The 13,410-nt window shown below is 57.7% G+C and carries 10 protein-coding genes, 1 tRNA gene and 2 pseudogenes; 10 read left to right on the forward strand and 3 right to left on the reverse strand.

Features of this window, described 5'->3' with window-relative positions; translation table 11 throughout:
• Window positions 1-163 precede the first annotated feature (163 nt).
• A pseudogene (locus tag SMC5_RS11620) lies at window positions 164-1,015 on the forward strand (recombinase family protein); the annotation flags it as partial.
• A gap of 805 nt (window positions 1,016-1,820) precedes the next feature.
• On the opposite strand, the gene SMC5_RS03700 reads toward SMC5_RS11620, so the two are convergent.
• Window positions 1,821-1,896, reverse strand: a tRNA-Ala gene (locus tag SMC5_RS03700).
• Between the two features lie 129 nt (window positions 1,897-2,025).
• Between SMC5_RS03700 and dtd the strand changes: the two genes are divergently transcribed.
• Window positions 2,026-2,487, forward strand: a complete 462-nt coding sequence (gene dtd / locus SMC5_RS03705; protein ID WP_119119646.1) for a D-aminoacyl-tRNA deacylase — start codon at window positions 2,026-2,028, stop codon at window positions 2,485-2,487.
• Window positions 2,488-2,565: 78 nt separating this feature from the next.
• Here dtd and SMC5_RS03710 read toward each other — a convergent pair whose 3' ends face one another.
• Entirely contained in the window at window positions 2,566-3,882 is a 1,317-nt protein-coding gene (locus SMC5_RS03710) for an aspartate aminotransferase family protein (protein ID WP_119119647.1), read from the reverse strand.
• A gap of 282 nt (window positions 3,883-4,164) precedes the next feature.
• Between SMC5_RS03710 and SMC5_RS11625 the strand changes: the two genes are divergently transcribed.
• From SMC5_RS11625 to SMC5_RS03740, 6 genes are all read left to right on the forward strand, one after another.
• Window positions 4,165-4,644, forward strand: a complete 480-nt coding sequence (locus SMC5_RS11625) for a glycerophosphodiester phosphodiesterase family protein (protein WP_119119648.1) — start codon at window positions 4,165-4,167, stop codon at window positions 4,642-4,644.
• 160 nt (window positions 4,645-4,804) lie between these two features.
• A complete protein-coding gene (gene glpK, locus SMC5_RS03720) occupies window positions 4,805-6,298 on the forward strand; it encodes a glycerol kinase GlpK (protein WP_119119649.1) in 1,494 nt (497 codons plus the stop codon).
• Complete coding sequence (locus SMC5_RS03725) at window positions 6,291-7,769, forward strand: NAD(P)/FAD-dependent oxidoreductase (RefSeq protein ID WP_119119650.1); 1,479 nt, start codon at window positions 6,291-6,293, stop codon at window positions 7,767-7,769. Before glpK ends, SMC5_RS03725 begins: the two co-directional genes overlap by 8 nt.
• The gene (gene codA, locus SMC5_RS03730; protein WP_119119651.1) at window positions 7,762-9,036 is read left to right on the forward strand and encodes a cytosine deaminase; all 1,275 of its coding nucleotides are present in this window, start codon (window positions 7,762-7,764) and stop codon (window positions 9,034-9,036) included. Before SMC5_RS03725 ends, codA begins: the two co-directional genes overlap by 8 nt.
• A gap of 16 nt (window positions 9,037-9,052) precedes the next feature.
• Complete coding sequence (locus tag SMC5_RS03735; RefSeq protein ID WP_119119652.1) at window positions 9,053-10,318, forward strand: NAD(P)/FAD-dependent oxidoreductase; 1,266 nt, start codon at window positions 9,053-9,055, stop codon at window positions 10,316-10,318.
• Window positions 10,315-10,692, forward strand: a complete 378-nt coding sequence (locus SMC5_RS03740; RefSeq protein ID WP_119119653.1) for a DUF1667 domain-containing protein — start codon at window positions 10,315-10,317, stop codon at window positions 10,690-10,692. The genes SMC5_RS03735 and SMC5_RS03740 overlap by 4 nt, the downstream gene beginning before the upstream one ends.
• A gap of 77 nt (window positions 10,693-10,769) precedes the next feature.
• Here SMC5_RS03740 and SMC5_RS03745 read toward each other — a convergent pair whose 3' ends face one another.
• Complete coding sequence (locus SMC5_RS03745) at window positions 10,770-11,348, reverse strand: cysteine hydrolase family protein (RefSeq protein WP_119119654.1); 579 nt, start codon at window positions 11,346-11,348, stop codon at window positions 10,770-10,772.
• A 168-nt stretch (window positions 11,349-11,516) separates the two neighbouring features.
• Between SMC5_RS03745 and SMC5_RS03750 the strand changes: the two genes are divergently transcribed.
• Entirely contained in the window at window positions 11,517-12,671 is a 1,155-nt protein-coding gene (locus tag SMC5_RS03750; RefSeq protein WP_119119655.1) for an amidohydrolase, read from the forward strand.
• Window positions 12,668-13,410, forward strand: a pseudogene (locus tag SMC5_RS03755) (hypothetical protein); the annotation flags it as partial. The gene SMC5_RS03750 and the pseudogene SMC5_RS03755, both read left to right, overlap by 4 nt.

The following is a 13,410-nucleotide window of genomic DNA, read 5'->3' on the forward strand; positions in this document are numbered from 1 at the left end:
CCACTCCACCCAGATCACCGTGAAGATAGTGTGTATAACTATAAGGACTAAAAGCAAGAAGAACAGAAGTGCTCGTGATCCAATTTGGGTTCCCTGTGCTAAGATAACCAAGAATAGAACTGATGGCAGAACTAGGCTGTGGCTCTTGGGCGAGGAGGAAGCGATGAATTCCGGGAATAACGCAGAGGATACGAAGAAGAAACCAGTGGTTTGCGCGATCTACACGCGCGTTAGCACGACGAAGCAGGCGTTCCAAGGGGTGAGCCTTGGGCAGCAGGAAGATAGCTTGAAGGACTATGCGGCTAGACAGGGCTGGCAGGTCTTTCAGATATACCAAGACGCCGGGGAGAGTGGCAAGACGATGGCACGCCCCAGTGTGCGCTTGATATTCGCTGATGCTGTCGCCCACAAATTCTCGAAGTTGCTGGTCTATAAATTGGATCGGTGGGCTCGGAATACCCGCGATTTCTACAACACCTATGACCACCTCGCAAAACTTGGCGTTACGCTTGTGGTGCCAGACCAAGTCCCTGACGTAGATAGCCCATCGGGGAAAGCTTTCATGGGGTTTCTTGCTGTATTTGCGGAATTGGAAGGGAGTATCATTAGGCAGCGGGCCATTGACACTACCACAGGTCTGAAAGCGGACGGAAGAGTATTGGGTCGTACTCCGTATGGCTACAAACCGGGGCTTGGGCTCCATTCCGTAGTCCCCGATGAAGAGAAACTGAGGACAGTTAAGAGAGTGTATGACTTGTTCGAAGGGGGGCACAGCCAACGAGACATCGCCCGTAGGCTTGCAATAGACGGGCTTACTCGGGATATAGTGCGCGGGATCCTGACGAACCCGATCTATGCGGGAATGGTTGCTTATGGGCGAGGAAAAGTGGCGGGAGACCAACGGAAGCGCAAGAGTGGTGGGGTCGTTGAACCCTCGGGGTCCGAGCCGAAGCCTACCACAGACAAAGTCAAGAAGCTAATCAGCTACGAAGCGTGGTGTCAGGTGCAGGAGGACATCAGGAACAACTTCCGGCACGCTCAGGCAAAGACGTCGCCTCTGTTCCAACATTTACTGTACTGTTCGACGTGCCACCACTTCCTGGCGGCGCATGGAGACGCCAAGGGCAAGACGAAATACGCTTGTGAGAACGACCGGGAGGGGCGCGTGAAGCTTGGGAGCCAGACAGGGGATCCTCAACCGGAGCTGACGGGCAGGCATTACTGTGGGCAGCAGCTTTGGGAACACTACTTGGAGTTTCCAGTCCTTCAAGTTCTGGACGAAGCTGTGCGAGAGTGGAAGCCCGAGATTGATCTGAGCCAGGAAATAAAAGACCTTCAAACCAAACTCAGTCGTTCGATTGGGGTAGAGAACAGGGAAAAGGCGGATATGGAGAACCCAGAGAAACCCTACGAAATCGCTGCTGTAAGAATGAAGAAAGCACAGGCGGTGGTCGAGGAAATTCATCAGAGGCTTGACGCGCTTAAAGAAGAGAATGCTTCGCAAGAACTGGTGAAACGAATGCTCAAAGAAGGCTTCATGGAATTTTACTACAACAAGCGACGTACCAAAGAACAGAAACAGGGCATTTTGCAGCATCTTATCCGAAGGATTGATGTCGGGTCGCAAGAATTGACAATCACTTGGCTCTTTATGAGAGACGGAAAACGCCGAATACCTCGAAGTGCGGTAGATCCCAAGGGAGGTCATGGAAAACCCCAGAAATACGACCAAAAAGCCCAAAAAGGGACCGTCTCTGATAATTGTATAGCAAGACAAAACGCTAGTAACAAGACCCCTTCCGGGGTCTCAGATGGACGGTTGGTGGAGATAGGGGGGCTCGAACCCCCGACCTCCTGCATGCCATGCAGGCGCTCTCCCAGCTGAGCTATATCCCCACGTTTTGGAAACGAACAGTGAAAGTATAACGGGAAGGCCCTGAGTGTCAACCGGAGACGGTACTATTCGCGTTGCACGCCGGTCGTGCTACTATGACTCGGTAGTTGGTGACGACTGAGGGGTGAGACATGCGAGCAGTGGTGCAACGAGTGAGCAGTGCGTCGGTAACCGTGGGCGGCAAAGTGGTTGGGCATATTGAAGCAGGGTTGCTCGTGCTGCTGGGTGTGGCGCCCGATGACGGGCCTGAAGATACGGCGCTCATGGTGCGCAAGTTGAGTGGTCTGCGCATCTTCGCAGACACAGACAGTCTGATGAACCGCTCAGTGGCAGACATCAAAGGATCCTTTCTGGTCGTTAGTCAGTTTACGCTCTATGGAGACGTGGCTCGCGGCAACAGGCCCAGCTTCACGGGTGCGGCTGTGGGAGCGTACGCGGATGAAGTCTATCGGAACGTTTGCGCTGGACTGCGGAACCAGGACTTCGACGTTCAGAATGGGGTCTTCGGGGCGCACATGGAGGTCAGCCTGGTGAACGACGGCCCAGTCACCATCATCATCGAGACGGACAGCCGCAAGAAGCGATCTCAGTAGACTTGATAGTTCCGCAAATGAGAAGCCGGAGCAATTGCTCCGGCTTCGATCAATACTGGTAGAAACAGACGTGGTGGACTAGTGCGATGTGTTGGCGCGGGCGACAGCGGTCTCCATGATGCCAAAGGCCTCTTCAAGCTGCTCGTCGGTAATCTCGAGAGAGACGAGCATGCGGATGCAGTTGCCATAGATGCCTGAACCGGCGACGAGAACACCGTTGTGCAGGCATTCCTTGATGATCTCACCGTTCAACTGAGTAGCGGGTTCCCGGGTGGTGCGGTCCTTGACGAACTCGATGGCCTGCATGGCGCCTATGCCACGGACGTCACCAATGATCTCGTACTTTTCCTTCCAGGCATCCCAGTGACTGCGAATGAGTTTGCCAAGAGCAATAGCGCGCTCAAGCAGGTGTTCGTCTTCGATGATGTCGATGACTTCGCTGGCCGCGCGACATGCAACAGGATTGCCGACATAAGTGCCACCGATGCTGCTGCCTGGCAGTTTGTCCATGATGTCTTTGCGGGCAATGACTGCTGAGAGCGGCATGCCGGCTGCCAGGGATTTGGCTGTGCAGATGATATCCGGGACGACGTTCCAGTTCTCAATGGAGAAGAACTTGCCGGTACGACCGACGCCGGCCTGGATCTCGTCGGCGACGAGAAGGATACCGTACTTCTTGGAGACGTCACGCAGCATCTCGAGGAAACCATCAGTTGGGACGCGGAATCCACCCTCACCCTGAACCGGTTCGACGACGAAGCATGCGACCGTCGAAGGGTCGACATACGTCGTCAGGAGCTTCTCCCACTCTTCGGTCGTGATGGACGGATGATAGGGGGTGACATAGGGCATGCGATAGACGTCTGGCGCGAAGGGGCCAAACCCACCCTTGTAAGGCTTTGCCTTGTGCGTCATAGTCATCGTGAGGAGTGTGCGCCCGTGGAACGCACGGTCGAACACGACCACGCCAGCTCTGCCGGTCACGTAGCGTGAGATCTTGACGGCGTTCTCGATGGCTTCGGCGCCGTTATTGAACAAAGCTACCGACTTCTCGAAGTCACCGGGGGTCAGCTTTGCAAGCTTCTCGCAGACGGTGACATACGGCTCGTATGGGACGGACGTGAAATCCGTGTGCAGGAAGTGCTCGGCCTGGTCCTTGATAGCCGCCGTAACGCGAGGATGCGAGTGGCCAACCGCCATGCAGCCCCAGCCACCGGTAAGGTCGATAAAGGTGTTGCCGTCGACGTCGGTTACCAGTGCCCCATGTCCCTCAGCGATCCAGGCAGGGGACAGAGCGTCGCACATCGGTGCAGCGACGACCTTGGCCTCCCTCTTGGCAAGCTCGATGGATTTTGGTCCAGGGATTGCTGTCTTGAGCGAAATGAACTTCCCCATGATAACCTCCCTTTCTCTCTCGATGAAAACGTCCTGATGCTTCGTTTTCCTGGGTACTCTCAGGATATGGAGATGGCGACCGTTGTCAACGAGGTCCATGCCGGTGCCCGGTCTCGGGGCCGTTGCTGAGATTTTGGCTTCTCCCCTTCCAGCGTGCGGCGTTGTCCCCGCTCCTGGAGAATCATGTTGTCAGCCTCCTGTTTCGGACTATCATTGGGTAGCCTCCGGCGCGCATTGGATGCCGGTCGAGCTGTTTCAAATCATGAATGAGGAGGCCTGGCCATGTTGGTACTTGGACACAGAGGGGAACCCCGATTGGCTCCTGAGAATACAGTGGCTTCGTTTGCGTTGGTACGCGACGATCTGGATCACGGCGTCGATGGTGCCGAATGCGATGTTCAGATGACAAAGGACGGGGAACTGGTCGTCATCCATGATGAGAAGGTCGACAGGACCACAGACGGCAATGGCTGGGTGAAGGATTTGACCCTGCAGGAGATCCGCAAGTTCGACGCTGGTGTCCGATTTCCCGGTCCGCTGCACCACGAGCCGATTCCTACAATGCGGGAGGTCTTCGAGGTTTTNNGGGATGGAGGAACGCTTGCTGGAACTGGCAAGCAGGTACTCGGTGAATGTCATCTACTCTTCCTTCAATATCCAGAGCATGGGGGTCATCCGGAAGCTGGACGCCAAAGCACGGACTGGGCTGCTGTATGCACCGTGGCTGATCAAGGCTCCAGACGTGGTCGCAGCTGCTCGTGAGCAGGGCGCCAATGCAATCCACCCTTTTGTTCTCAACACGCTCGACGGGCTTATTCGTGAAGTACACGANNGGCCTCAGGGGTCGAGACCGTCATCAGCAATGACCCGCGCATGGCGGCGGAGACTGTTGCTTCAGCACAGACCAAGTAGCAGGGGCTCTATGAAAAAGTACATATTGGCACTGGATCAGGGCACGTCCAGTTCGCGGGCGATCCTCTTTAATGACAGAGGGCAGCCATTCGCTGTTGAGGCTCAATCGTTTACACAGATCTACCCAAGACCGGGGTGGGTCGAACAGAACCCCGAGGAGATCTGGAGTTCACAGCTGGCCGTGGCCCGGGCTGTGGTCCAGAAGGCTCAGGTTGCTCCCGACCAGATTGTGGCTATCGCCATTACCAACCAGCGCGAGACCACCGTCGTGTGGGATCGAACAACAGGGCGACCCGTATGTAACGCGATCGTGTGGCAATGCAGGCGGACGGCGCCTTTATGTGAGAAGCTCAAGGCAGACGGATTCGAGCCGCTGGTGAACAAGCGCACAGGACTGGTCCTGGACGCCTACTTCTCAGGCACAAAGATCGCATGGATTCTCGATGACGTGGAGGGAGTGCGAGCGCGCGCCGAACGGGGTGAGCTGGCCTTTGGCACGGTCGATTCCTGGCTGATCTGGAACCTGACGGGCGGACGGGTCCACGCGACCGATGCCAGCAACGCGTCACGGACCATGTTGTTCGACATCCGAAAGCAGACATGGGATGATGATCTTCTCAAGATGCTGAACATCCCCAGATCGATGCTTCCGGAAGTGCATGACTCGAGTGCTGTCGTCGGCCTTGCCACCGCTGACCTGTTTGGTCGCGAGATACCGATAGCGGGCGTCGCGGGAGACCAGCAGGCGGCGCTGTTTGGGCAGACATGCTATGAGACCGGAGACGTGAAGGTAACGTATGGCACGGGCAGCTTTATTCTGGTCAATACAGGGGAGCACATCGTCCGCTCGACGCAGGGCATGTTGTCAACGGTCGCCTGGAGACTGGGCGGCAAGGTGACATACGCTCTGGAAGGGAGCGTGTTCATCGCGGGAGCGGCTGTGCAGTGGTTGCGAGATGGACTTGGCATCATCAAGGATTCCGCCGAAACAGAGACTCTTGCCGGTTCGGTCCCTGACAGTGGTGGCGTTGTCGTCGTGCCGGCCTTCACCGGCCTCGGCGCTCCTGAATGGGACATGTATGCCCGGGGGGCTATCCTGGGGTTGACTCGTGGAACGACCAGAGCGCACATCGTTCGTGCGACGCTTGAGGGTATAGCCTTCTCGGTCAAGGACATCATCGATGTTATGGAGCGTGAGGCGGGTTTACCTATCGCTGGACTGCGGGCCGACGGCGGTGCAAGCTGCAACCGTTTCCTCATGCAGTTCCAGAGCGACATCCTCGGTAGTCCGGTGACGGTTCCCAGCAGTGTCGAGTCGACTGCTCGTGGAGCTGCTTTCCTTGCCGGACTTGCTACGGGCGTATGGAAGGACCAGCAGGAATTGCGAAACCTGTATGAGGTTGGTCAGTCCTATGCGCCGGTCCTGACACCAGAGGACAGGAGCCGGTTGTACGCACACTGGCGTAAAGGCGTTGCCAGAGCAGGAGCATGGGCAGATGACTGATCTGCCAGCCCGAGGACAGATGCTGGATGTGGTGATCGTCGGGGCCGGGGTCGTTGGTTGCGCGACCGCGCGCGAGTTGTCCAGATACCGCCTGAACGTAGCGGTATGTGAGCGAGCCGCCGAGGCAAGCCAAGGCGGGCCCACCAAGGCCAATACGGGTATCGTCCATGCAGGGTATGACCCGATACCGGGGACGCTGATGGCCAGGTTGAACGTGCGTGGAAACGCCATGTACGACCAGTTGACCGAAGACCTTGGGGTGCATATGGAACATCACGGCACGCTCGTTGTGGCATTCTCTCCGTCGGAGCGGGGACATCTCGAAGAGCTGCTTGCACGAGGACGCGCGAATGGTGTACCAGGACTGCGCATCCTCGAACGCAGCGAGCTCATGGAGCTGGAGCCGAACCTGAGTCCCGAAGCGAATAGCGCTCTCTTCGCGGCAACCGGAGGCACGGTCGAACCCTATGAACTCACACTGGCTCTTGCGGAGAACGCAGCCCTGAATGGCGTCGAATTCCTGTTCGAACACCTTGTCCGTTCGCTGGAGGCCATTCCCGGTGGGTGGCGCGTGAATGCCGGCGAACGTGTCCTGGAGACCAGATTCGTGGTTAATGCAGCCGGCCTGTTCGCGGACGATGTCAGCCGGATGGCCGGGGCGGGGGACTTTCATATTCATCCCCGGCTGGGTCAGTATCTCCTGTTGGAGGACCGTGCGGACTATGACGTTCAGCACCCGGTGTTTCAAGTCCCGACGCCCATGGGCAAAGGAATCGTTGTCAGCCGAACGCCTGATGGCAACATCATCGCCGGTCCGACTGCGGACGACGTCCAGGACAAGGATGATTTGGCAACGACCGCAGACGGATTGGCCCGTGTGCTGGCCGGGGCTCGAAAGAGCATTCCATGCCTCGACACGAGACAGTTGGTCGCTGAGTTCACAGGAGCCCGTGCGGTCATCGTGGGACATGATGACTTCCTTGTCGAGCAGGGAGCTCCCGGGTTCTTCAACGCGGCAGGCATCAAGTCTCCGGGCCTGACGGCAGCTCCTGCCATTGCTGAAGAGCTGATCTCGCTTCTGAAGGGTGCGGGACTCGGCACAACTAGTAATCCTGCGTTCATCCCGATCAACGCGCGCGTTCCACTGTTTCGCGAATGTTCGCCAGAACAGCAGAAGCGTATGATCGCGGAGGATCCCAGATATGGTCGCATCGTGTGTCGTTGCGAGACAGTGACTGAAGGAGATGTCGTGCGAGCCATCCACCGTCCGGTGGGCGCACGCACAGTAGACGGGTTGAAGTTCCGCACCCGGGCGGGCATGGGAAGATGCCAGGGAGGATTCTGCGGACCACGAATCCTGGAGATTCTCTGTCGGGAGCTTGGGCTGGACCCGTTGTCTGTGACCAAGTGCGGCACAGGGTCTGAGATATTGGCAGGACGGCTGCGGCCGAAGGGAGACAACGATGCTTGATCTGATTGTCCGTAACGCGAGGCTTTCTGCGAACGGGCTACTTACGGACATCGGTGTTCGAGACGGTCTGTTTGTGGACATCCAGCCCGGGTTGCCTGCGGACGCCTCTGAGACCATCGATGCAGCCGGGTGTTTCGTGACACCGCCATTTGTCGAGTCGCATGTCCACCTTGACACGACGCTCACGGCGGGCGAGCCTCATTGGAACGAGAGCGGTACGCTGTTCGAGGGGATCGAACGCTGGTCCGAGCGGAAGGCGCTACTGACCGAAGAGGACGTCGTACGTCGTGCCACCAAGGCAATCGAGTGGCAGGTTTCGCACGGTATCCTGCACATCCGGTCGCATGTGGACATCTGTGACCCGAAGTTGACTGCTCTCCGGGCGCTGATCGAGGTCAGGCGCGTCATGGCGCCATTTGTGGACATTCAGCTGGTGGCATTTCCGCAGGACGGCATCCTGGGATTCGAGGGCGGAGCAGCCCTGCTCGAAGAGGCCTTGCGCCTTGGCGCGGATGCTGTCGGAGGTATCCCTCACTATGAATTGACACGTGAGGATGGTGTTGAATCTCTGAAGATCGTCTTCGCGCTGGCTGAGAAGTATGGGAAACTGATCGACGTGCACTGCGATGAGATCGATGATGAACAATCCCGCTTTGTCGAGGTCATGTCGGCTCTGGCTCTGCATACGGGGATGCGCGATCGGGTTACCGCAAGTCACACGACCGCCATGCACAGCTACAACGGTGCGTATGCGTCGAAACTTCTGAGATTCTGTGCAAAGAGCGGCATCAACTTCGTTGCAAATCCCCTGGTGAACATCCATCTGCAGGGCCGCTTCGACACGTATCCCAAGCGACGTGGTCTGACACGGGTCAAGGAGATGGCGGCCATGGGCATCAACGTGAGCCTTGGTCATGACGATATCCTCGACCCCTGGTATCCGATGGGAACCGGCAGCATGCTGGACGTGGCGCATATGGCAGTGCATGTTGCCCAGATGACGGGAAGAGAAGAAATGCGTTCCGTGTTTCACATGGTAACGGATGCTGGAGCCCGTACGCTGCACATTCAGAATTCCTACGGCATTGAAGCGGGGAAGCCGGCAGACCTGGTCATTCTGGATGCTCTCGACGAGCTGGACGCCTTGCGGCGGCAATCGGTCGCCCGACTTGTCCTGAGCAAGGGAAAGGTCGTTGCACGAACGACGCCGGCCGAAACCACCGTTCTCTTGCAGGGTACGTCCCATCCAATCGACTACCTGCGGTAACGAGGAGAACGATCACATGAAAAGCGAATACGATCTGATTGTCATCGGCGGCGGCCCAGCCGGGCTGGCCGCCGCGACTGCGGCCTATGATGAGGGACTACGCGATATTCTCATTATCGAAAGGGACCGGTTCCTCGGCGGTATTTTGAACCAGTGCATCCATACCGGGTTTGGGCTGCAGGAGTTCAAGGAGGAGCTGACGGGGCCGGAATATGCACAGCGATTTGTGGACAGGACTCTTGAAGATGGCATCCCGTTTCTTCTCGACACGATGGTCCTTGCCGTGCGGCCAGACCGCAGGATCGTGGCGATCTCGCCAGAACTAGGCAGGCTGGAGCTGCATGCAAAGGCGATCGTCCTGTCTATGGGTTGTCGCGAGCGCACGCGAGGAGCCATTATGGTCCCTGGTACCAGGCCCGCGGGCGTCATGACGGCCGGCACGGCTCAGCGTTACATGAATGTGGAGGGCTACCTTCCCGGTCGCAATATCGTCATCCTCGGATCTGGCGACATCGGTCTCATCATGGCGCGGCGGTTCACGCTGGAGGGGGCGCAAGTCAGTGCCGTTCTTGAGATCATGCCCTACTCAACGGGTCTCACGCGCAATGTCGTCCAGTGCCTCGATGACTATGGCATTCCCCTGCTGTTGAGTCACACCGTAACGAGTGTGCACGGTGGAAAGCGCGTGACGGGTGTATCTATTGCCCAGGTAGACGAACACAGGTGCCCCGTTCCCGGAACGGAACGCGAGATATCGTGTGATACACTCATCACTTCCGTGGGGCTTGTCCCCGAGAATGAACTCAGCAAGACAGCAGGCGTTCAGCTGGATGCCATCACGGGGGGCGCTGTCGTCAACCAGAGGCTGCAGACATCTGTCCCCGGGATCTTTGCATGTGGGAATGTCCTGCAGGTGCATGATCTGGTCGACAACGTATCCGAGGAATCCCAGCGTGCCGGAAGGAGTGCCGCATTGTATGTTCAGAACAAGTTTCCGCAGTCAGTGCGCAGCATACGGGTGGTGCCGTCTCCTGGAATTCGCTACGTCGTGCCTCAGCGCATCGACCTGACGGAGCAGGCGGAGGCCGTCAAGTTGTTCATGCGTCCGACTGACGTATTCAAGAGTGCCTCGGTCGAACTTCGGGCTGGAAGCCAGAGAGAGCCACTGGCCAGGTTCCGGCGGAGTCGGCTGACACCCGGCGAGATGATCGTGCTGACAGTGCAGGGAAGCGTGTTTACGGCCGTCGAAATCGACGTCTCGGTGGGGGTAAAGGTCTCATGAACACTGAAGTGTGCGAGATCACATGCATCGTTTGCCCGACGGGGTGCAAGGTGCGCGTCGTCAAAGAAGGGAACAAAGTCATCGAGGTCTCAGGCAATACGTGTAAGCGCGGCGAGGCGTACGCTGCTCAGGAGGCAGTTGCGCCTCAGCGCACGCTGACGACCAGCATCAAGGTGACAGGGGGAGATTTCACACTGGTATCCGTCAAGAGCGCGGCCCCGATCCCCAAGGCCCGTCTATTTGACATCATGAAGGCGGTCCAGAAGCTTCAAACGGCAGCACCAATTCATGTCGGCGATATCATCGTTCACGACGTGCTCGGGCTGGGAATCGACTTGGTCGCTACGCGGGTCGTGCGGAAGACAGTTCAGTAAACTGGATCCCTGGTTGTGCAACGTGACAGCCGGTTCACTCCGTGGCCGGCTTTCGGTATTCCCAGGCAGTGAGGGCCCTAGAGGCCCAGTGATTGCTCGAACTGCGAGACGGTCATGATCTCCACTCCCATGGCGGCCATGTCTCTGAGATTGGACAGCTGGATCTCGTCCGTCTGGGACGCAGTGGCATCCGAGAGTACGGTCGTTGCATAGTCCAGCGAGAGAGCGTCGTTTGCTGTCGCACGTATGCAGTTGGGAGTCTGCACACCAGTCAGGATCAATCTACGGGTGCCGAGCCGGCGCAGGAGCGCGTCCAGGTCGGTTGCGAAGAATGCCGACCATCGGGTCTTGACGACAGTGAAATCCCCGGAGGTGGGCGCAATCTGAGGCAATTCCTCTGCTCCGGGAGTTCCGGCAACCAGAAACCCTCCCATCTCCGCGAAGAGTGTTCGCCGGCTCTGGTCAACGTCTATGCCCGTGGCCCGATGCCGGCGCGTTGCATGGATGATCGACGCATTTGCGGACCGAGCAGCTTTCAGTGCTCTCTGGAGATTCGGTACCATAGCGGGCCCACCTGCAACAAACAGCGGTGATGCCGGAGACAGAAAGTCCTGCTGCATATCGATAACAAGTATTGCCACATCAGTAATATTCACTGGTTCCTCCTCGGCAAGCCACAACTATGCGCCCAGTATATGCGTTTTGGCTCGCCACTCCACGTGAACATTATGCGTCCTTGCAGTTTTTCGTTGCGTAACTATAATTCGCTTACCGAAGAAAAGACCGAAGGAGGTGCTGCTTTGCCCCTTCAGGAAAGGAGCCGTATGATTCTCATACACGGAGGTACGATCCTCACCGTCACGGATGGTGTCATCGAGGGTGGTTCAGTGCTGCTTGGCGACGACGGCAAGATTGCCGAGGTCTTCGCGAAACACACCGATGTTGCTGGAGCCACAGTTATTGATGCCGCCGGGAAGTATGTCGTGCCCGGTTTTGTCGACGCCCACACGCATCTTGGCATCTGTAACCTTGAGGTCGGCGAGATCGGTGAAGATGAGAACGAGATGACGAACCCTTCGACGCCTGCCTGCCGTGCTCTGGATGCAGTCTATGTCTGGGATTCCGGGTTCGCTGATGCTCTGTCGGGAGGTATCACGACCGTGTTCACGGGTCCGGGCAGCGGCAATGTTATTGGCGGCCAGAGCATCACGATGAAGACGGCCGGCCACTGTATCGACGAAATGGTGATGCAGAACCCTGCTGGGCTGAAAACTGCGTCAGGAGAGAACCCCAAGCGTGTGTACAAGACCAAGAACCAGCTTCCCAGCACGCGAATGGGCACTGCCAAGGTCTTGCGCGAGGCGTTGTCAAAGGCACGTGATTACAAGGAGCGTCGTGCCGGCGCCGAGCCACCAGTTACGGACCTCGACATGGAAGTGCTGTGCAAGGTCCTCGACCGCGAAATTCCGCTCAGAATGCACTCACATCGCGCCGACGACATGATCACCATGGTGCGCATCCGCGACGAGTTTGGTATTCGCATGGTCATCGAGCATGGGACGGACAGTGTCAGGGTGCGCCATGAGCTTGCCAGGGCAGGCGTGGCAGTGATTACGGGCCCGCTCCTCGATGTTTCACCAAAGGTCGAAACGGCTTCATCGTCGTTCAACACACCACATCTTCTCCATGAGGCAGGCGTGTTGACTGCCATCATGACGGACCATCCGGTGATTCCGATCGAGTCTCTTCGGCTAGAGGCTGCTATCGCAGCGTATGAGGGCGGGGCGGGAGAACAGGAAGCGCTGGAGTTCATTACGATCAATCCGGCGAAAATTCTCGGGCTCGAGGACCGTATCGGCAGCATCGCCAAGGGAAAGGACGCAGATCTTGTCGTGTGGAGTGGTCACCCCTTCAAGGCGAGCAGTGTCGCAGAGAAGACATTTGTTAACGGCAAGCTCGCATGGGAGGTGAACGCATGATCAGAATAGCCGCTCAACATCTATTTGATGGACATGGAATCGTGAACGATGCTATCGTCACGGTCAACGGGCCGCACGTCGTTTCGGTGGAGACGTCCGGCCACCTCGGGGAACGCTGCGACTATTCGGTTGCCTGGGCGACCCCCGGCCTCATCGATCTCGACTCCGGCATTGGTCTCAAAGAGGAATCTCTGGGGTTCGAGGGAAATGATCTGAATGAGGAGACGGATGCCGTGACCCCGGAGATGCAGGCAATGGATGGGCTGAGCCCATACGATACCAGCCTCCAGAAGAGTCTCATGGGAGGCGTGACAACGGCTCTGGTTCTGCCCGGCAGCAGCAACGTCGTGGGCGGCAGGGGCGCCGTCGTGCATATGGTCGGCGCGACTGCCAATGAGATGTGCATCAAGGCTCCGTTCGGCATGAAGTTCTCGCTGGGCAACGACCCGAAGCAGGCGCATGGGCAGAAACGGACGCCGATGACACGCATGGGAAACGCATTCCTGATCCGGGACATCCTTACGAAGGCGCGCGAGTACAAGGAGAAGAAGGAGTACAACATGAAGTACGAGGCTCTGCTTCCTCTTCTTGCAGGTGACGATGTGGCGTTCATCCAAGCGTTGCGGGCAGACGACATCATGACGGCCGTGCGCCTTGCTGAGGAGTTTAGCCTTCGCTACGTCATCACTGGCGCATTTGATGCGGACCGCGTGGCTGACCAACTCAAGGAAAAAGATGT

Origin of the sequence: Candidatus Cryosericum odellii, from assembly GCF_003570935.1 — a bacterium.
GTDB classification, from domain to species: domain Bacteria; phylum Caldisericota; class Caldisericia; order Cryosericales; family Cryosericaceae; genus Cryosericum; species Cryosericum odellii.